The organism is Pseudomonas fluorescens (assembly GCF_902497775.2).
GTDB lineage: Bacteria > Pseudomonadota > Gammaproteobacteria > Pseudomonadales > Pseudomonadaceae > Aquipseudomonas > Aquipseudomonas putida_F.
Genome location: NZ_OZ024668.1, coordinates 1,230,018 through 1,247,140 on the forward strand (window position 1 = coordinate 1,230,018; position 17,123 = coordinate 1,247,140).

General features: G+C 60.9%; 22 protein-coding genes. 21 read left to right on the forward strand and 1 reads right to left on the reverse strand.

The genetic code is table 11. The features are described from left to right. The first annotated feature begins 29 nt into the window (after positions 1-29). The 21 genes from F8N82_RS05775 (at position 30) to F8N82_RS05875 (ending at position 16,476) form a co-directional block, all read left to right on the forward strand. Positions 30-692: a hypothetical protein gene (locus tag F8N82_RS05775; RefSeq protein ID WP_150776775.1), complete on the forward strand. Its 663-nt coding sequence runs from the start codon at positions 30-32 to the stop codon at positions 690-692. After that, complete coding sequence (locus F8N82_RS05780; RefSeq protein WP_038994266.1) at positions 689-1,576, forward strand: FliM/FliN family flagellar motor switch protein; 888 nt, start codon at positions 689-691, stop codon at positions 1,574-1,576. Before F8N82_RS05775 ends, F8N82_RS05780 begins: the two co-directional genes overlap by 4 nt. Then, positions 1,569-2,240, forward strand: a complete 672-nt coding sequence (locus F8N82_RS05785) for an EscR/YscR/HrcR family type III secretion system export apparatus protein (protein WP_038994267.1) — start codon at positions 1,569-1,571, stop codon at positions 2,238-2,240. Before F8N82_RS05780 ends, F8N82_RS05785 begins: the two co-directional genes overlap by 8 nt. Then, complete coding sequence (locus F8N82_RS05790) at positions 2,233-2,487, forward strand: EscS/YscS/HrcS family type III secretion system export apparatus protein (protein ID WP_038994268.1); 255 nt, start codon at positions 2,233-2,235, stop codon at positions 2,485-2,487. Before F8N82_RS05785 ends, F8N82_RS05790 begins: the two co-directional genes overlap by 8 nt. Then, positions 2,487-3,266 carry a type III secretion system export apparatus subunit SctT gene (sctT, locus tag F8N82_RS05795; protein ID WP_038994269.1) on the forward strand — a complete coding sequence of 260 codons (780 nt, stop codon included), beginning with the start codon at positions 2,487-2,489 and terminating at the stop codon, positions 3,264-3,266. Before F8N82_RS05790 ends, sctT begins: the two co-directional genes overlap by 1 nt. Continuing rightward, positions 3,266-4,300 carry an EscU/YscU/HrcU family type III secretion system export apparatus switch protein gene (locus tag F8N82_RS05800; RefSeq protein ID WP_038994270.1) on the forward strand — a complete coding sequence of 345 codons (1,035 nt, stop codon included), beginning with the start codon at positions 3,266-3,268 and terminating at the stop codon, positions 4,298-4,300. Before sctT ends, F8N82_RS05800 begins: the two co-directional genes overlap by 1 nt. A gap of 82 nt (positions 4,301-4,382) precedes the next feature. Continuing rightward, positions 4,383-4,874, forward strand: coding sequence for a SycD/LcrH family type III secretion system chaperone (locus F8N82_RS05805; protein WP_038994271.1), 492 nt, complete (start codon positions 4,383-4,385; stop codon positions 4,872-4,874). Beyond that, positions 4,871-6,634, forward strand: coding sequence for a type III secretion system translocon subunit SctE (gene sctE / locus F8N82_RS05810; RefSeq protein ID WP_150776774.1), 1,764 nt, complete (start codon positions 4,871-4,873; stop codon positions 6,632-6,634). The genes F8N82_RS05805 and sctE overlap by 4 nt, the downstream gene beginning before the upstream one ends. A gap of 10 nt (positions 6,635-6,644) precedes the next feature. After that, positions 6,645-7,712: a hypothetical protein gene (locus F8N82_RS05815; RefSeq protein ID WP_052251402.1), complete on the forward strand. Its 1,068-nt coding sequence runs from the start codon at positions 6,645-6,647 to the stop codon at positions 7,710-7,712. 10 nt (positions 7,713-7,722) lie between these two features. Continuing rightward, positions 7,723-8,733: an IpaD/SipD/SspD family type III secretion system needle tip protein gene (locus tag F8N82_RS05820; protein WP_080764702.1), complete on the forward strand. Its 1,011-nt coding sequence runs from the start codon at positions 7,723-7,725 to the stop codon at positions 8,731-8,733. Then, positions 8,730-8,966 (forward strand): acyl carrier protein, encoded by a 237-nt coding sequence (locus F8N82_RS05825; protein WP_052251404.1) that lies wholly within the window; start codon positions 8,730-8,732, stop codon positions 8,964-8,966. Before F8N82_RS05820 ends, F8N82_RS05825 begins: the two co-directional genes overlap by 4 nt. 169 nt (positions 8,967-9,135) lie before the next feature. After that, positions 9,136-9,906, forward strand: coding sequence for a winged helix-turn-helix domain-containing protein (locus tag F8N82_RS05830; protein ID WP_052251405.1), 771 nt, complete (start codon positions 9,136-9,138; stop codon positions 9,904-9,906). Positions 9,907-9,951: 45 nt separating this feature from the next. Further along, a complete protein-coding gene (locus F8N82_RS05835; protein ID WP_080764704.1) occupies positions 9,952-11,094 on the forward strand; it encodes a PrgH/EprH family type III secretion apparatus protein in 1,143 nt (380 codons plus the stop codon). Positions 11,095-11,100: 6 nt separating this feature from the next. Beyond that, positions 11,101-11,358: a type III secretion system needle filament subunit SctF gene (sctF, locus tag F8N82_RS05840; RefSeq protein WP_038994278.1), complete on the forward strand. Its 258-nt coding sequence runs from the start codon at positions 11,101-11,103 to the stop codon at positions 11,356-11,358. Between the two features lie 40 nt (positions 11,359-11,398). Further along, positions 11,399-11,695 carry a type III secretion system inner rod subunit SctI gene (sctI, locus tag F8N82_RS05845; protein ID WP_167336585.1) on the forward strand — a complete coding sequence of 99 codons (297 nt, stop codon included), beginning with the start codon at positions 11,399-11,401 and terminating at the stop codon, positions 11,693-11,695. Continuing rightward, positions 11,692-12,411, forward strand: coding sequence for an EscJ/YscJ/HrcJ family type III secretion inner membrane ring protein (locus F8N82_RS05850; RefSeq protein ID WP_038994279.1), 720 nt, complete (start codon positions 11,692-11,694; stop codon positions 12,409-12,411). Before sctI ends, F8N82_RS05850 begins: the two co-directional genes overlap by 4 nt. After that, positions 12,395-12,958, forward strand: coding sequence for a hypothetical protein (locus F8N82_RS05855; protein WP_038994281.1), 564 nt, complete (start codon positions 12,395-12,397; stop codon positions 12,956-12,958). Before F8N82_RS05850 ends, F8N82_RS05855 begins: the two co-directional genes overlap by 17 nt. Beyond that, positions 12,936-13,640, forward strand: coding sequence for a hypothetical protein (locus tag F8N82_RS05860; protein ID WP_038994282.1), 705 nt, complete (start codon positions 12,936-12,938; stop codon positions 13,638-13,640). Before F8N82_RS05855 ends, F8N82_RS05860 begins: the two co-directional genes overlap by 23 nt. Then, positions 13,630-14,028, forward strand: a complete 399-nt coding sequence (locus tag F8N82_RS05865) for a hypothetical protein (protein ID WP_052251407.1) — start codon at positions 13,630-13,632, stop codon at positions 14,026-14,028. Before F8N82_RS05860 ends, F8N82_RS05865 begins: the two co-directional genes overlap by 11 nt. A 28-nt stretch (positions 14,029-14,056) precedes the next feature. Next, positions 14,057-15,376: a hypothetical protein gene (locus F8N82_RS05870; RefSeq protein WP_038994283.1), complete on the forward strand. Its 1,320-nt coding sequence runs from the start codon at positions 14,057-14,059 to the stop codon at positions 15,374-15,376. Between the two features lie 77 nt (positions 15,377-15,453). Continuing rightward, entirely contained in the window at positions 15,454-16,476 is a 1,023-nt protein-coding gene (locus F8N82_RS05875; protein WP_038994284.1) for a quinone-dependent dihydroorotate dehydrogenase, read from the forward strand. Positions 16,477-16,572: 96 nt separating this feature from the next. Here F8N82_RS05875 and rmf read toward each other — a convergent pair whose 3' ends face one another. Further along, positions 16,573-16,788 (reverse strand): ribosome modulation factor, encoded by a 216-nt coding sequence (gene rmf / locus F8N82_RS05880; RefSeq protein WP_010223328.1) that lies wholly within the window; start codon positions 16,786-16,788, stop codon positions 16,573-16,575. Positions 16,789-17,123 lie beyond the last annotated feature (335 nt).

The following is a 17,123-nucleotide window of genomic DNA, read 5'->3' on the forward strand; positions in this document are numbered from 1 at the left end:
CGCTCGAGCTTCCACTTGAACTACCGGAAATGTCCGAGGCTGTCGTGCAGGCCCTGGCCGCTTTTATTCTGCAACCGCAACTGAGCCTCAAACCGCAGGCCAAGGCGCTGGCTGCCGACATAGCGCAAACGCCAACCCTGCCGGGTGTAGCGATGCCGGTTACTGGCGTGCAGCAGCGTAGTCCGCCTGTTGCCGGACCCGTGCTGAGCATCGAGACCCCACTGCCCGCAATACCGGCGCCAGCGCGAGCACCTGTGCTCGAAGCCGATAGTGAAAGGGCCGCCGTACCAGGCGCCGTACTGGCCAGCCCTGTGGTGGTTGTCGAGCCACTTCGGCCGGTACCTGGCGCTGCGCAATCTGCGCTGGCGGGCAAACCTTCGCTACCCACGCAGCCGCCTGCCGCCCCGATGCTACCGATCGCTCCGGCGTCAACCAGGGCCCCGGGCGAGGGCTTGCGGGTGCCGTTCAACAATGGTCGGGTCAGCGGAAGCTTGCTGGTCACGGGCAGTGAAAGCACGCCGGGCATGCTGCTGACCCCCAGCAACAGCCTGCTGCTGGAGCAGTTGCGCGAACCTTTGGCGCGGCTCGAGCAGCCCGCCTGGCGCTTGGCAGAGCGCGCCGGCGAGCATCCACAGGAGCGTGGGCAGCCGAGCCGGGACGAGCTGGACGATGAGCAGGAGGACCCGCGTTGAACTCGCTCGCCCTGCGCCAGATTCACCCCCAGGCAGCGCTGCAGCGGCGCTTGCTGCGCCCTACAGGGCAGCTGCAAATGAGCACACCGCCCGCAGACACCGACTGCCTGCTGTTTCGCGCCCATTGCGCCGCGGGCCGGTGGTCGGGGCTGGTGGTTGCCACCCTTTGGCTGGAGCAGCGTCTGCCGCAACTGTCGGCGCTGTTACTGCGCCCACCGTGCACGGAACACATCCGCCAACTGTTCGAACGCCTGCCGCAGCCGGTAGCCGCGCCGCTGCCGGCATTGGCCTACGAGCGCCTGGAGTCGGTCGAACGCGTGGCGGGCGCAGCGTTGTCACACTGGCCGCTGCCGGTACTCAGCAGCGCTGCGGGGCCGCTGTGGCTGAGCGAATTGCCCGCTGCGTTACCGCTGCCCGAACCGCTACTCGAACCGTGCGCGGAGCTGCCTGCCAGCCTTGAGCTGTTGCTTGGCTTGAGCCAGTGGCGACCGCTGCTGTCACCCGTCGCAGGCGACCTGTTGCGCATTGTTGATTTCACCCCGCACTGGCGTCTGAGCGGCCGCTTCGGTGGCGCGTTCAATTTCATCGAGCAAGGAATACACATGACCACCGTCCCATCCCCCGATCCCGAGCAGACATGCCGCCAGCCCTTGCTGGCGGCATTGCCGGTGACCCTGGAGTTCTTTCTGCCCGCCGTCGACCTGAGCTTTGCCGAACTGGCCGCGAGCCTTGAGAGCGGCCTGCTCAAGCTCGACCCGCAGGCATTGCAGCAGGTCCAGGTGCGTGCCAACGGGCAGTGGCTGGGCTGTGGCGAGCTGGTGCGCCAGGGTGAGCAGTTGGCGCTTGAGCTGCATCAGGTGCGGGATATGCCAGGCCATGAATGATGTTTCGCTGATCGCCATTCTGGCATTCGCCTCGCTGCTGCCGTTTCTGGTGGCCGCAGGCACCTGCTACCTGAAGTTCTCGATTGTCTTCGTGATCGTGCGTAACGCCCTGGGCCTGCAACAGGTGCCGTCGAACATGAGCCTCAATGCGATCGCGCTGATGTTGGCGATCTTTGTCATGACCCCGGTGGTGCAGCAGGGCTACAGCTACTACAAGGAGCATCAGGTCGCGTTCAACGACATCGAGGCGGTGGTGGACTTTGCCGAGAACGGCCTGGGTAGCTACAAGCGCTACCTGCGCCAGTACACCGATCCTGAGCTTGCGCTGTTTTTCGAGCGTGCCCAGCACAGTGGCCAGCCAGGCGCGGATCAGTGGCAGGAGGAGGGCGCCGAGCCTTCGCTGTTCGCCCTGCTGCCGGCCTATGCCCTGAGTGAAATCAAGAGCGCGTTCAAGATCGGTTTCTACCTGTACCTGCCGTTTGTCATCGTTGACCTGGTGATCTCCAGCCTGTTGCTGGCGCTGGGCATGATGATGATGAGTCCGGTGATTATTTCAGTGCCGATCAAGCTGGTGCTGTTCGTTGCCCTCGATGGTTGGGCGTTGCTGTCCACCGGGCTGGTCGAGCAGTACCTGGCCGTGGGCCGGCAGGTGGGGCATGGGTGAGCTGGTGTACGCGGGCAACAAGGCCTTGTACCTGATCCTGCTGATGGTGGCATGGCCGGTGGTGGTTGCCACCGTGGTCGGTCTGCTGGTCGGCCTGTTCCAGACGGTCACCCAGTTGCAGGAACAGACCTTGCCGTTCGGCTTCAAGTTGCTCGCGGTCTCGATCTGTCTGTTCTTGTTGTCTGGCTGGTACGGTGAAGTGTTGCTCGGTTTCAGTCGTGAAGTGCTGCAGCTGGCGTTGCGCTGATGGCCGCGGGGCTGTTTTTTGAGCTGCACAACCTGATGGCCGTGGCCTTGCTGGGTGTGGCACGGCTGGCGCCGCTGTTTTTCATGATGCCTTTCCTCAACAGTGGGGTGTTGACCGGTGCGCCGCGCCAGGCGGTGTTGTTCCTGCTGGCACTGGCGCTCACTCCGCTGATCGGCGAGCAGTTGCCGGCGCTCGACAGCCTGGCGTTTCTGGGCCTGCTGTTGCGTGAAGCGGGCATTGGTACCTTGCTCGGTTGCTTGCTGTGTTGGCCGTTCTGGGTTCTGCACGGCATGGGCAACCTCATCGACAATCAGCGCGGGGCGATGCTCAGCAATGTCATCGATCCGGCCAACGGCGTCGACAATTCGGAGCTGGCGGGCTTCCTGCAGATGTTTGCCGCCGTCATCTACCTTGAAGGTGGCGGGCTGCTGCTGATGCTCCAGGCGATAGAGCTGAGTTACCAGCTCTGCGATCCCGGGCGCAGTTGCGGGTTTTCCTTGTCGGCTGTCGCGACGCTGCTGGATGCCATTGTCGCCAAGACCCTGGCGATCAGTGCGCCGGTGGTGGCTGCATTGCTGCTCAGCGAGGCTTTGCTCGGGCTGCTGTCACGCTATGCCCAGCAGATGAACGCCTTCTCGGTTTCGCTGACCATCAAGAGCCTGGCGGCGCTGGTGGTACTGCTGCTGTATTTCGGTACGCATTTGCCCGAGGAAATCATGCGCATGGCCGCGGTCCCCCACTACCTGCCGCAGTACCTGCAGGCAGAGGAATCGCACTGATGTCCTCCAGTGCCTCGAAAACCGAAAAACCCACGGCCAAGCGCCTGCGCGATGCCGCCCGCAAAGGCCAGACTTTCAAGGCCCGCGACCTGGTCACCAGTTGCATGATGCTCGTGGGCCTGGCTTTCATGCTCAACGATGCGCGCGTGCTGGAGATAATGCAGGTGTACCGGCAGATCCTGGCCAGTGGCATGGAGGATGATCTGGCGCGCTATAGCGCCGGCCTGTTGCGTCTGGCCCTGGAGCTGATCCTGCCGATGGTACTGATCTGCACCCTGGGCAGCGCCTTGCCAGCCTTGGTGCAAAGTGGCTTTCGCCTGGCCAGTGAAGCGTTGAAGCTCAACCTGGGCGCCTTGAACCCGATCAACGGGTTCAAGAAACTGTTCAGCATTCGCACCGTCAAGGACACGCTCAAGGCATTGCTGTACCTGGGTTGCTTCGCCCTGGCCCTGTGTCTTGTGTGGTGGCAGTACCGGCACCTCCTGTTTGCCCAGCTGCATGCCACGCCGTTGGTGTTGCTGGCGATCTGGGGCGAGATGTTGCTCGCCCTGTTCATGCTGATCCTCGGTTGCATCGTGTTGATCGTGGTGCTCGACGCGCTGGCGGAGTACTGGTTGTTCATGCGCGACATGAAGATGGACGCGCATTCGGTCAAGCGCGAGCACAAGGAGCAGGACGGCGACCCGCAGATCAAGGGCAAGCGCCGCCAACTGCATCAGGAACTGCTCAATGAGCAGGTGCGTTCCGACGTGGGCAACTCGCGAATGATCCTCGCCAATCCAACCCATATCGCCATCGGCATCTACTTCCGCCCGGAGGTCAGCCTGCTGCCGTTCATCTCCGTCATCGAGACCAACCAGCGCGCCCTGGCGGTGCGCGAGTATGCCAAGGAGGTCGGGGTGCCGGTGATCACCGACGTCAACCTGGCCCGGCGCATTTTCAAGACCCATCGGCGTTACAGCTTCCTGCAGGTGCAGGAAGTCGAGCAGGTGCTGCGCCTGCTGGTCTGGCTCGAGCAGGTGGAGCAGGCCTGAGGTTTGCTCGATGAGCGTTATGTGGCAGCGGCTATGCGCAGGGTCTGGCTCAATCCCATTGTCGGTATCAAGGAGTGGTGTGATGAAAGACAGCGATACGCTGGATGAAGAGGTGGCACTCGGTATTGCCGACGCCGTCATGAGCGGTGCGACGCTGCGGGAGATCCATGGGCTCAGCGACACCCGCATGGACGACCTGTATGCATTTGCTTACCGCTTCTACGAGCAGGGGCGGCTGGATGACGCCGGTAAGTTGTTTCACTTCCTGTGTATCTACGACTTTCACAACAGCCAGTACTGGACCGGCCTGGCGGCCGTGCACCAGCTTAAGCAGGACTATGCCAAAGCCATCGATTTGTACAGCGTGGCGTTGGTGCAGAACGAGAAGGACTGCCGGCCCATGCTGTTTGTCGGCCAGTGTCAGCTGGCTCAGGGCAAGCCCGGCAAGGCGCGGCGGTGCTTTGACTATATAAGGCGCTACAGCAGCGACAAGCAACTCCATGCCCAGGCAACTGCCTGTCTGCAGGCGCTGGATCAACTGCGTGAAACTTCGAGTGAGGAGCAGGAAGAATGAGCATGACGGTCACGCCCGCAGGGCGACCACAGGGGCTTGAGCAGCCGCTGGACTACAAAGCGGCGGCTGCAAGTGCCGCACAGACGCTGGACTTTCGCCATATCGCCACACAGGCGCTGGCCGGGGTGCAGCACGCGGCTGTTGGTCAGGTAATTGCCGGTCGACCACAATTGGCTCCCCCTCACAGTCAAGCGCACAGCCAGGCCACCTTTATCGAACTGATGGCTGCTGTCAGCGAATTGCTGGGTGAGGCCGACAACCACAAGCTCAAGCAGCGTCTGTCGATCGTGCAAAGCCTGCAAGGGGAGCGGCAAAAGGCGCTTGAGCGGTTGTCCAGTGAGTATCTGCAAGCCGTCGATGAGTTCCAGGCTGCCGAGGCCGAAGTCGAGCAGGGCCAAGGCCAACTGGAAAAGGCACAGGTACGCCTGGAGGCCATCACGCAGCGTGCGCAAGAAAGTGAAGAGCGTTTGGCCGGGCTGCCGGTTGGCTCCGCCGAACATGCACAGGAGCAGCGACTGTTACAGAGGTTGCAAGAGCGCCTGGAGGTTCGCCAGCAGGTAGTCGACAGCAAAGTTGAACATCTGCGCCAGGCCGTCGCGGGGGCCGATCAGGCCGCCCTTCGGGCAACTGAGCTTCAGGCACGGGTCCAGGATTCGTCGCTCGACAATGGTGATATCAAGCAAGTGGATACTCAATTGAGTAACGCCATTGGCCGGGCTCTGCTGCTGCGCTTGCAGATTATCGAGTTACTGGGCGAGGCGGCAGAAGAAAAAGAGCTGGCCAGCCGCGAACTCTATCAAGTGGTGCAAAAGGGGCAACAGGAAAAGCTTGAGGAAGAAGCGCGCAAGGCCGAACGCGGCAATGCGCTGGGGTGCATCTTCAAGTGGGTGGGCATTGCCATCGCGGCCGCCGTGCTGGTTGTCGCCACCGCCGGTGCTGGAACTGCCGTCGTCGGTGGAGCCGCCGCAGCTGGCGGGGCTGCTGCTGCCGCCACCGGTGCTGGCGCAGCAACGGCGGCTACTACGTCAGCCATATCCGTCAAAGTGGTAGTCGCGGCGGCTGGACTGGCCCTGGGGGTCACCGACATGGTCGTCGAGAAAGCCACCGGTACCTCGTTCATGGCCAAGGCCATGGAGCCGTTGATGGAGCTCATGCAGTTTCTCATGAAAGTCTTCACCGAGTTATACGCAGCGCAATTGAAAATGCTGGGTTTCGGCGAAGAGTCACGCAAGGTTGCCGAAATCGCTGGAATGATCGCTGCTGCGGTTGCGACTACGGTTGCGGCGAGCGTCGCCGGCAGCGTGGTCAGCAGCATTGCTTCCAAGGTGGGGGCCAAGATCGCAGCCGTGCTTCCGCAAACGGCAACTTCAGGCCTGCAGACGCTACGCCAGGCCGCCAGCTCGGCGGGCTCGGCGATGGGCCAATCGATGCGTACGGCGATGGGCGTAGGGTCGGACAGTGTGTCGTTGGCGCGTTTCTCCACGCGTGTGGAGATGGCGCTGGAGGGTATCCAGGTGGGGGGAAGCCTGCTTGAGTCGGGCCTGCAAGTGGGGATTGGCGTGCAACAAAAGCACATTGCCGACCACCAGGCCGAGGCGCACTTGGCCCAGGCCCAGGTCGAGTTGGTCAGCGAGTACCTCAAAGAAGTGGTCGATCGATTTTCCGAGTCAATGAAGCAGCGCACCGCTGCGGTGCAGCACTTGTTTGGCGATCTTGAGCAACAGACCGCAACGCGCCTGTTCATCACACAACGCATTTAAGGAGGTCGAAATGATTGAAAAAGCTGCCTTGCCGACAACCCAGAGGATTGAGGTTGATGGTGCTGCGCTCTCGTCTTGGTCCATGGGCAAGTCTTCGATCACAAGCTCGCTGGAAAGCCTGAATCTGTTGGCGCAGGTGCAGGTGCCGCCGACCCCATCGGTGCGACTGCCCGATGAAACTGAGGTCGAGCGGATGCTCAGTACCGACGCTTGGTCGTCGCAGGAGAAGGCAATGGTTCTGGAGGCGTTCAAACAGTCACTGGATCAGGAGGCTCGCGATAGCCTGGTGTTCGATCCGGGTGCATGGGAGAAACATGTCAATGTGCTGATCCTGCTCGTCATTGCGCAAAACGTCGCGCGGGTGGTGAATGCTGCGCTCAAGGGCGTCTTCATAGGCTTCGAGGCAAAGGCCATCGAGGGGCAGGCCCAGGCGATTCGTCAGGCCGGTTTGATGCAGATGTACAGCGCCATTGCCCAGGGTGCAGTGGTGACCACCATGTCGGGGGTAGGCACGGCCAAGAGCATCCAGGGTATCAATGGGCGACATCAGGACATCAGCACCAACAAACGCCAGGCCCTGGATGCCAACACAGTTGCCAGCGACCTGCGCCTGCAGCGTAACCGCCAGGATTTCGAGCCCGGTAAACGCAATGATCTGCAGGTGCTGGATGCAGCGGGCAAGCCCAAAACGCATGAGTTTGTCGCCAAGGGCAAACACGCGAGCCCCGAAGAGCTGGCCTGGTTCGATGGTGAGATCGTCAAGGCTGAGAAGCAGGCCCGTCTGGCCGACTGGAACAGCGCAATGAGCGAAAAGAACACGTCGATTCTGCAGCAGCGAGGTCAGCAACTGTCGACTATGGCGAGCGTGGTTGGCCAGGCCGTGGGCGGTATCCTGCGTACCGTCGAGTCGTCTGCCAGGGCTGAAGAAACCAGGCAGCAAGGTCAGGCGCGGTTGGGCAAGGGGCTCTCCGATGAGGTGAGCCAGAAAGATGGCGCCGATGCCAGCCTGCTGAACAAGATCATGGAGATCTTCATGCAGATCATGCAGTCGCGGGCAGCCGCACTTACCGTTCGCTGAGGTAGTACATATGGAATTTGCCATTACAAATGGTGTTGCGCGGTTGACGCGGGCAGAAGAGAGCGAGGTGCCCAGCGACAATCCTCGGTTGGATACACCTGCGACAGGGGCGCAATCAGGCAGCGCTCGCGCCAGCCGTGAACAGCTGCTGGATGACTCCCTCAGTCGCCTGCAGCGTCACCTGAAACCTGCGCAATCGGCAGAAGCGCGTCGGGTTCGCATGGCTTTTGCACAGAATGAGTTGCGGGTGTTCCAACAGCGCGTCGAATGTGACTGCACCGGTTTATCCCCTGAGAAACGCGAGCGGATACGCACTCACGAGGCAGCCATGGCGGACAAGCAGGTGCGTGAACTTCCTGGCGAACTGAATTTAGACATGCAGGCGGTGGCACCGTTCTTCGACAAGCTGCTTGATTTGATCGGCGTGATCAAGGACCAGTACCTGAGTGTCTACGAGCATGTTCTCGATGTGTACACCAAGTTTTATGCCGCCTTTACTGACCAGATTACCAGCAAGATGAGCGAGTACTTTGAAGCCGACAAAGATGGCAAAAAAATAAAATTCAATCGGGATGCCTTTGAACAGCGCCTGGGCTCGCTGCTCAACAGTTTCTCGGGCAGCCCCAGCCAGCTTGTGCCCATTCCCGGCGCTGCGCCGATGGGCAAGGAGGAAGCACGCAAATGGCAGCTTGCCTTGGGCTTGCCTGACAAAAGTCTACAACAGCTTGGCAATGGCAGCTGGGTGGTGAACCTGGACAACAGCCCGGTGCTGACTATTCGCAACAGCCTACCCAGTGCCTCGAAACCACCCAAGCCTGGCAAACCGCATGAAATCGATACCGCCAAGTTCAATGCCTGGCAATCGGGTTTCAATGCCCAGGAGGAACGCCTCAAGAACATGTTGCAATCGATCACCTCGAAGTATGCCAATGCCAACTCCTACCACGATAATTTCAACAAGACCCTGTCGGCACACCTGAGCCAGTACGCCGACATGCTCAAGCACATGAGTACCTGGTGAGTTCGCCACTGGAGCAGCAGGTCATCGCCGTACTGGTGACCTGCCTGGGTGGCGATGCAGGGCAGGTGACACGCCAGGCCGACCTGGTGCATGACCTGGGCTGTGATTCGCTGAACATTGTCGAGATGGTAGAGGCGCTCAATGAACACTTTGACCGCCGGCTGGACCCCGAAGCGGTCAGGCACTGGCGGCGGGTCGGGGATGTGATTGAAACGGTCCGGCAGGCGCTGTAGGGCTATTCGGATGAATAGTCTTACAGGCTCTTTCCGATTCGTTGGGGTGCGTATGTAGGTGTTTGCCTACAGTTTTGCCGGGAAGGAGTTCTTATAGTCGTCGGCGGCAGGCGGCCCGGCGGCAACGGGTTGGCACTGCGTTCGAAGAACAATGACAGGCACCGCCCCGATGACCGCCTTTTACCATGTCCCCACTAACATCACCTATGTCTTCGAGCACTGGCGCCTGTGTCCCGATGGTGTGTTGTGGCATGACCAATGTGGCCAGCACTTGCCGCCCAAGGAGCGGCAAGTGCTGCGTCTGCTGTTGGCCAACGCCGGTACGCTGATGTCCAAGGACAGTTTGCTCGATGCTGTCTGGCCAGGCCTGGATACCGCCGAAGAGTCCCTGACCCGTTGTATTTGCGTGCTGCGCAAGCTGCTCAAGGAGCGCCGCGGCCTCATTGTCACGGTCTATGGCCGGGGCTATCGGTTCAACGGCCAGGTTCGAGGCATACCCAGCGAGCCCGTCACGCGCCCGGCGCTGCCTACCTTGGCCATCCTGCCGTTAAGAGGCGGGATGCCGGTGGAGATGCTGGTGCTCAATGAGACCATCAAATGCCTGCTGCGCAATGCTTTGCGCCAACGCGTCGAGCTGCTGTCGCTGTCGGTGGCGAGCCTGTGCGCCACTCCCCTGGAAGCCCTGGACCTGATCGAATGCCTGGCGCCCGGCCATTACCTGTGTGGTTGTTGCGTCGACTCTGACGGGGTTTACCAACTGGCGGTGGAACTGGTCAGGGGGCATGACCATCGCGTTATCGATTGCGCTCTGTTCACCGGATGCCAGCAACAGGTGCTGGGGCAGTTGCTCGATTTTCTCGAGGCGCATTTTCCGCTGCTGGCGACTGATGGCTGGCAATCATCAGATTCTCATCAGGATCGCCTTCGCCAACTTCCCTAGGCTCTGCACTGTTCGTGTTTGTTCACGTCTTTCAAGAGTGCTGGTATGCAAACGACCGCGACAGATCCTTGCGTCATGCGCGTGTTCAACGGCCCGATGGCCGGGTGCGAATTTGTCCTGGCGCAGGGCCCGACCCGGGTGTTGGTCGGGCCGCTCCAGACGCAGGATCCCGGCACCGGGCCTGGGATTGGCGAGCAGGTACTGTGCGTACCGTTCGAGCAGGACAATTGCAGTTTCGAGGTAGTGGCACCCGACCCCGATACCCACTCGGTCCGGTTACGGCCGTTGCAACCCGCGTCAGCCACATGGCAACACTGGCCCTTGCAGCAGCAGCGGCAGATCGGTGGCTTGCAGCTCGCGTTCCGCTTGAGTTCACAGGAGTGGGCGCTGCAACAACCCGTCGTGGCCTCGATCGCACGGAAAAAACTCTCGGTTTCGTTGCGCCTGGCCAGCGTCGTGCTCGCCTTGGGCCTGCTGGTAGCTTCGGTGGGCGTCTGGTCATTGCCCGATCGCACAGCCTCTGCGCAACAGCGTAGCGTCTCGGCCTTGGTCAGCGCTCAGGCGCAGGTACTGCAGGGGCGTGATCAGCTGGTCTATGTGCTGGTCGACTCGCAACGAGAAGCTGCCTGGAACCGCCAGGTACTGATGCGTCAGCAACTGGGCAGCGTGGTGGTTGCCGTGATGGCACAGGAGCAGCAACGGCTGGAGCAGCAACTGCTGGCGGTCGAGCCCGGGTTGCCGATCAGGCTGCTTGACCTGAACGATCCACAACGGCCGTTACTGGTGCTTGCCGGCAACACCCTGGAGCCAGGCCTCAAGGAGCGCCTTGAGCAGCAATTGCTGCGCGATGCTCCCTACGCTGGGCACCTGGCGTTTCGTGTGCAGGACGACCGCGTCAGTGTCGAGCAGGCCCTTGCCGGCCTGCGTCAGATCGGTGTGCCGTTCCAGCGCAGTGACCAGGCGGGCGGCATCGCCTTGCGCATCGAAGGCAACTTGCAGGACAGCCAACTGGAGGCCACCCGGCGCTTCATACGGCGCTTCGAGCAACAGTGGGGCTCGCGTTTCGTGCATTTTTCCATCGTGCTTCAGGATGACCCGCTCAAGGGGCTCTCCCATCAGGCAGGTGAGCAGGGGTACATCAAGACATCCCCGGCATCCTGGCAATTCCAATCCTCCAACCACAGGTAAATAGCCATGGCGCTTACGGATCCAATCGACTTTCACAATGATTTTCTGGGCAGTCAGGCTGCTGCGTTCGAGCAGGGTGCCCAGGGTTTGAAGGAAGCCCTGGACAAAGCCCTGGAAGACTTGCACGCCGACGCCTCGGACCCGACGTTGCTGGCGGCGTATCAGGCGGCGTTTTCCTCCTACACCGTGTTCCGCAACGCGCAGACCAACACGATCAAGGGGTTCAAGGATATCGATATGGCAATCATCCAGGCGGCGCGTTAACCGCCTGAGGGCTTGTCACTTACTTTGGAGTATTTCATCAATGGCTATCGATCCCATTGCCAGCCTGGGCGCACCGCGAGTGCTTCAGGAAAGTACCCACGGCGCGCCGGTGTCATTGCAGGACCGGCTGCTGCAAACCTTTGCCGAATCGGCCCAGGCGAGCGATCTTCACGTCGCCAGCATTGAACAGATGTTGCAGCGCCCGGACATCACCAGTCCCGAGGCCTTGGCGCAGTTGCAGGAACAGACCGGGCAGTACAACGTCGATATCAACTTGCTCAATACCCTGGTGCGCAAGGTTGTGGGCACTGCCGAAACCTTGTTGCGCCAGTCATGAGGTGGCTGCTCGGGTTGTTGCTTTGCCTGTTCTTGCTTGGCTGTCGCCAGCCTTTGTTGTTGCAGGGGCTGGATCAACAGCAGGCCAATGAAGTGGTGGCCTTGCTGCAGCGCAACAACATTGCGGTGCAGAAAATCGACACCGGCAAGAATGGCTACAGCGTCCTGGTCGCCCAGGTGGACTTTCCCGCTGCCGTGGACTTGTTGACCCAGTATGGGCTGCCTTCAAAAGCCCGAATGGAGGTGGCGCAAATGTTTCCCGCCGATGCCCTGGTGGCCTCGCCCCGGGCGGAGAAAGCACGGCTGTACTCAGCCATCGAGCAACGCTTGGAGCAGTCGGTAGTGGCCTTGAGTGGCGTGGTCTCGGCGCGGGTGCATGTCAGTTACGACCTGTCTGCCGGGGAAGGTGGGCGCAGCAGTGCGCCGGTGCATCTGTCGGCGCTGGTGGTGCACGAGCCCGATAGCGAAGTCGAAATCCTCATTGATGATCTCAAGCGCTTTCTCAAGAACAGCTTCAGCGAAGTGGATTACGAGCGTATCTCGGTGGTGTTGACCCCGCGGGTGGCGATTCAGCACAACGCGCCGCAGGGGATGCCAAGCCGCGGCCTGTCGGGGCCCTTGCTCGGTTTGTTGCTGTTATTGGTGGCCGGCCTTGCAGGTGCTGGCGGATGGCTGTGGTACCAGCGGCGGAGGGCAGGTGATGTCGCCGTCAGTTGAGTGGATCGAACAGATCGCCCGGCAGCCATCGCGCTATCTCAGTGCCGAGCGACTTGATCTGCCGGCCACCTTTCGCGCCCCGGCATTGTTGCAGGTAGTGGACGAAATGCTGGTGCAGGGGTTGGACCTGCCGCCCATGCCGTCGACCTGGCCGGAGCACGAGATTGCCCGGCTATGGCTGGAGCACTGGTTGTTGTTGCCACAGGTGGCGCGTCTGCTCGGCGCTCACCGGCTGTGGCCGACACTGGTCCGGGACGGTGTGAGCGAGCAACTGCCGCTGGCAACGCGCTCCTTTGCCTGTTGTGCCCTGGGCGTGCGGCCCGGGTTCGATGAGTTCTCGACCCTGGCCCTGCAACCGCGCCTGGAAGCCGCCGGGCTCAACAGCTTGCTGGCCTGGCAAGCGCACATACCTGCGGCGCTGCTGGCGCGCCTGCCCCTGCAGTTTTCCAGCGAAGTGGTTGCCCATCAGGCACAACTTCCGGCAGCACAAGCAGACCAGGGCCTTTTGCGAATGGCGGTGCAGCATGCTCGATTCATTGCGTTGTGAAGCCCAACTTCCAGGCCTGGACCCGGTGCATGTGCGCCAGGCCGAGCGGGCGCTGGCGCGCCGTTGCCAGGCCCTTGAGCGGCAAGCCCGGAAGGCGGCCAAACAACAACTCGCCCAGGCGCAACGGCAGGCCCAGGCGGTAAGCCAGGCGGCCAGGCAACAGGGCTATGCCGAGGGCATCCTGCAGGCTGCGCACGAGCTGGCCGAGGCCTTGCTGCACAGCCAGCGCCTGGCCGCGCAATTGCGCCAGGAGGTGGTGGACACTGCGCGCAGTGTCCTGCGCGAGGTGCTTGGACAGGTTGAGTGGATCGAGGCGCTGGTGGGGCAGTGGCCTGTGGCCGGTAGTTGCAGCGGCATGCCTCTGCAAGTGCTGGCACCGCTGCACAGCAAGGGCGAGCACGCCCGGCTGCTCGCTGCGTTGCGCCGTCAGTGGCCGGGCGAGGTGCAGGTCGAGTATCAGCAGCAGAGTCACTATCGCCTGCAACTGGGCGAGCAGGCCCTGGAGTTTGATCCCGGGCAGATCGAAGTGCAGTTGAGCGAACAGTTACTGGTGCGCTGTGAGGGTCTGAGCCGCGTTGACGCGCAGTTGGACCAGGCAGCGCGGGAGACCCTGGCGAACAGCCTCAGTCACTGGTTACAGGTGCCGGACCCCGTTGCTGGAGGGAATGAAGATGCGCATTGAAAACGCTGCACAACCGCAGGTGCGCATGAATGAGGCCGTGCAAAGCCTGGAATCGCGCATGGCCCAGGCGCCAGCACAGTTCGACAGCCTGTACCAGCAGTTGCTGGGCATGGCCGGGCAGGGTGCCCAGGCGTTGTACCAGTTCATTCATGGTTGGCCGGATGGGCAGGGTGGCCCGGCCTACCGCACCGTGGCCGCGCAACTGGCGGTGGTGCTGCAGGTATTGCAGCAGCTCAAGGCCGACGGGTTGGAAGAGGACCTGCTGTATCAGGAGGTGCGGGGAGTGTACACCCGCCTGTTCGGCGTCGACCTGCAGATGAAGGCGTTTTTGCAGGAGGCGATGAACCCTCAGCGTGATGAGGACAGTCGGGAAGAGGTTGAGTGGTAGTTCTTAAACATCTGGGAGTAGTCACCAAATGCAAATAGGTCCTTTGTCAAACACTCTACCCACCGTAACTGAAAAGCCTGCCGCAAGAGATGTCTCGACGTCTGACTTCCAATCAATAAATTCTTCGGGACCTAAATTAGGTCAAGCGATTCATTCGCTCACCGATGATGTTGAAGATTTTAGCCTCGAGTTAGACAAACTGTTCGACGAGCTGTCCAGGGATATGTCGCCCGATGAGTTGGATATTGTGCGGATTATCGAGGGCTTTGTTACAAATGGCGATCCGTCATCCAATCACCCGATTGCTCAGATGGTCACGAGCTCTAGCACCAACCACTCTACGACTACCGTTGAGGAGCGCGTTGCAGTAGCAGAGGTTTTTTGGAACAGCATAAAGAATTCGGATTTCCTGCAAAATCTTGGTACTTCCGCCACAGTCAACATGCCATCGGTGTTTGCCTTGACCGTTTTGCGTGGCGTCGTCAACAACTTGATAAGCAGGAACTTGTCTGGGCCTGCTGCAGTAGCGGTTGGTGCCACCTTCACCGCGATCCCGTTGCTCCTGGCGGCGGGTGCCTTCGTCCATCACGAATTGACAGGTAGCGCGACATCCGCGTCCCGAGCGTCCCAACTGTCACTCTTTGCAGGCGCGGGGCTTATTCTCGCCGCTGCGGTGTTCACCAATCCAGTCTCGATCTTTAGCACGATTGCCAAGTCCGCACCGGGGCTTATGGCGTACTGTATCGCCAGGGACGGATTTGCGAGCGTTCATAATCTGGGTAGCGACACTGCGCTAAATGGTAAAGCCCACGGCATTGGGTCGGTTGTTTACGGATTGCAGCAGTTCATTGCCGAAGCGGTGGGGCTTGCGATGGGACCAGGGTGGACGGCTACCCTCGTGGGGGCGTTAATCAATGCTGGGATCGAGTCAGGAGAGCCAGCCGTCAACGAAACGTTATCTGCATGGATGTCAAAAGTCCCAGTGGCGCAAGACGTTGAGGCTCAGCATTCAGTAGATGACACTTCCGAGAATCACCTGAGACTCGACTGGAAGGTACCCGGTTGGCGGGACTTGCTAGGACGCATGGAAAAGGTAGGTATTCCGCGGATTATTGCATTTTCGATAATCTCCACCGGTTCAACTGTAGCCGATAATCTTCTTGCAACCACGGGTTTGACGGATGACCAGCGGAAATGGATAGTCGCCCCGATAGTTGGAATTTTGGCGGGCTTGATCCTGACCCCTTTCTATCACAGTACTGATCGGCCAGTTCCCAATCCGGCCTCACCGCCGCAGTCCTTGGACATTGGTTCAGGATTGGACAATTCTGCATTCAAATTCGACTAATCAAACGAAGTCGCCGAAACGGTGGGTACCCGGCTATAATCGCCGCCCCACCGCCGCCACCCGAGTTCACGCCGCCCATGTATACCCTGGCCCGCCAGTTGCTGTTCAAGCTCTCCCCGGAGACTTCCCACGACCTGTCCCTGGACCTGATCGGCGCCGGTGGCCGCCTGGGCCTGAACGGGCTGCTGACCAAGGCGCCGGTCTCCTTGCCGGTTACTGTCATGGGCCTGAACTTCGCCAACCCGGTTGGCCTCGCGGCAGGTCTGGACAAGAACGGCGCGGCCATCGACGGCTTTGCCCAGCTGGGTTTCGGCTTTGTTGAAATCGGCACCGTCACCCCGCGCCCACAGCCGGGCAACCCCAAGCCGCGGTTGTTCCGTCTGCCCGAAGCCGAGGCGATCATCAACCGCATGGGCTTCAACAACCTGGGCGTCGACAACCTGCTCAACCGCGTGCGTGCGGCCAAATACCGCGGCATCCTTGGTATCAACATCGGCAAGAACTTCGACACCCCGGTCGAACGCGCGGTCGATGACTACCTGATTTGCCTCGACAAGGTCTATGACCAGGCCAGCTACATCACCGTCAACGTCAGCTCGCCGAACACCCCGGGCCTGCGCAGCCTGCAGTTCGGCGATTCGCTCAAGCAACTGCTCGACGCCCTGGCCGAGCGCCGCTCGCAACTGGTCAGCGAGCGCGGCAAGCATGTGCCGCTGGCGATCAAGATCGCCCCGGACATGAGCGATGAAGAAACCGCGCTGGTCGCCTCGGCCCTGATCGAGTCGGGCATGGACGCGGTGATCGCCACCAACACCACCCTTGGCCGCGAAGGCGTCGAAGGGCTGCTGCATGGTGACGAGGCGGGCGGCCTGTCGGGCGCGCCGGTGCTGGAAAAGAGCACCCATATCGTCAAGGTGCTGGCCGGTGAGCTGGGCGGCAAGCTGCCGATCATCGCCGCAGGCGGGATTACCGAAGGCAAGCATGCGGCGCAGAAGATTGCCGCCGGTGCCAGCCTGGTACAGATCTATTCGGGGTTCATCTACAAGGGGCCGGCCCTGATCCGCGAGGCAGTGGACGCCATCGCGGCCATGGCGCACTGAAACCGCAGGCATAAAAAAGGGCCCCCTCAAGGGGCCCCTGGGCCTCAGCCCGCCGCCCGGATAGGGCGCGCATGGTAATCGGATTCAGTTCCTCGTTCAGCCAACGGCGTGAAGTTCGTTGAGTCTATGGATACCCGCAGTGCCGGTCATACCGTCCCAGTTGTCGCCGCGTCCTTCGCGCCAGCCATTGATCCATGCCTGGCGTACAGACGGTAGAGTAAAGGGGCAAAGCTCGCGGGATTTGCCGGTGACCCCGTATTGGTAGCCACGTGAAAATGCTCTTTCCAACGGATCACGCTTAAGTCTTCTCATAGGGTGTTGCCCTCACTTGTTGACTGTAATGTCCCGTCGACCTCTAGAAGGTCGGGCAGAATCGTTCTGCCGGTTTGTGCTCGCTGCCGGCGTCGCGAGCGCAAGTGTTGTACCGTTGCGGTGACAACCTGAGACCAGTTCTAACCAATGCAAGACACAGTGTGAATGATCGTTTTGTCATAAGGACGTAACCTTTCATAGGGTCACAGGATAAGTAAATAAATGCGTCTGATTAGGATCTGGCGCAAAGCCCGCTATGATCAGGGTTTGGCCTGCTGCGAAGTCATCTGGCCACCGCTATGTGATAATTTGTAACAATGAAGGCGAAACGACGA

What these genes read in the sequence shown, in the direction of transcription:
- F8N82_RS05775 (WP_150776775.1), top strand. Translation starts at nt 30, where the DNA reads ATGTCCGAGGCTGTCGTGCAGGCCCTGGCCGCTTTTATTCTGCAACCG.
- F8N82_RS05785 (WP_038994267.1), top strand. Translation starts at nt 1,569, where the DNA reads ATGAATGATGTTTCGCTGATCGCCATTCTGGCATTCGCCTCGCTGCTG.
- F8N82_RS05790 (WP_038994268.1), top strand. Translation starts at nt 2,233, where the DNA reads ATGGGTGAGCTGGTGTACGCGGGCAACAAGGCCTTGTACCTGATCCTG.
- sctT (WP_038994269.1), top strand. Translation starts at nt 2,487, where the DNA reads ATGGCCGCGGGGCTGTTTTTTGAGCTGCACAACCTGATGGCCGTGGCC.
- F8N82_RS05800 (WP_038994270.1), top strand. Translation starts at nt 3,266, where the DNA reads ATGTCCTCCAGTGCCTCGAAAACCGAAAAACCCACGGCCAAGCGCCTG.
- F8N82_RS05805 (WP_038994271.1), top strand. Translation starts at nt 4,383, where the DNA reads ATGAAAGACAGCGATACGCTGGATGAAGAGGTGGCACTCGGTATTGCC.
- sctE (WP_150776774.1), top strand. Translation starts at nt 4,871, where the DNA reads ATGAGCATGACGGTCACGCCCGCAGGGCGACCACAGGGGCTTGAGCAG.
- F8N82_RS05815 (WP_052251402.1), top strand. Translation starts at nt 6,645, where the DNA reads ATGATTGAAAAAGCTGCCTTGCCGACAACCCAGAGGATTGAGGTTGAT.
- F8N82_RS05820 (WP_080764702.1), top strand. Translation starts at nt 7,723, where the DNA reads ATGGAATTTGCCATTACAAATGGTGTTGCGCGGTTGACGCGGGCAGAA.
- F8N82_RS05830 (WP_052251405.1), top strand. Translation starts at nt 9,136, where the DNA reads ATGACCGCCTTTTACCATGTCCCCACTAACATCACCTATGTCTTCGAG.
- F8N82_RS05835 (WP_080764704.1), top strand. Translation starts at nt 9,952, where the DNA reads ATGCAAACGACCGCGACAGATCCTTGCGTCATGCGCGTGTTCAACGGC.
- sctF (WP_038994278.1), top strand. Translation starts at nt 11,101, where the DNA reads ATGGCGCTTACGGATCCAATCGACTTTCACAATGATTTTCTGGGCAGT.
- sctI (WP_167336585.1), top strand. Translation starts at nt 11,399, where the DNA reads ATGGCTATCGATCCCATTGCCAGCCTGGGCGCACCGCGAGTGCTTCAG.
- F8N82_RS05850 (WP_038994279.1), top strand. Translation starts at nt 11,692, where the DNA reads ATGAGGTGGCTGCTCGGGTTGTTGCTTTGCCTGTTCTTGCTTGGCTGT.
- F8N82_RS05855 (WP_038994281.1), top strand. Translation starts at nt 12,395, where the DNA reads ATGTCGCCGTCAGTTGAGTGGATCGAACAGATCGCCCGGCAGCCATCG.
- F8N82_RS05860 (WP_038994282.1), top strand. Translation starts at nt 12,936, where the DNA reads ATGCTCGATTCATTGCGTTGTGAAGCCCAACTTCCAGGCCTGGACCCG.
- F8N82_RS05865 (WP_052251407.1), top strand. Translation starts at nt 13,630, where the DNA reads ATGCGCATTGAAAACGCTGCACAACCGCAGGTGCGCATGAATGAGGCC.
- F8N82_RS05870 (WP_038994283.1), top strand. Translation starts at nt 14,057, where the DNA reads ATGCAAATAGGTCCTTTGTCAAACACTCTACCCACCGTAACTGAAAAG.
- F8N82_RS05875 (WP_038994284.1), top strand. Translation starts at nt 15,454, where the DNA reads ATGTATACCCTGGCCCGCCAGTTGCTGTTCAAGCTCTCCCCGGAGACT.
- rmf (WP_010223328.1), bottom strand. Translation starts at nt 16,788, where the DNA reads ATGAGAAGACTTAAGCGTGATCCGTTGGAAAGAGCATTTTCACGTGGC.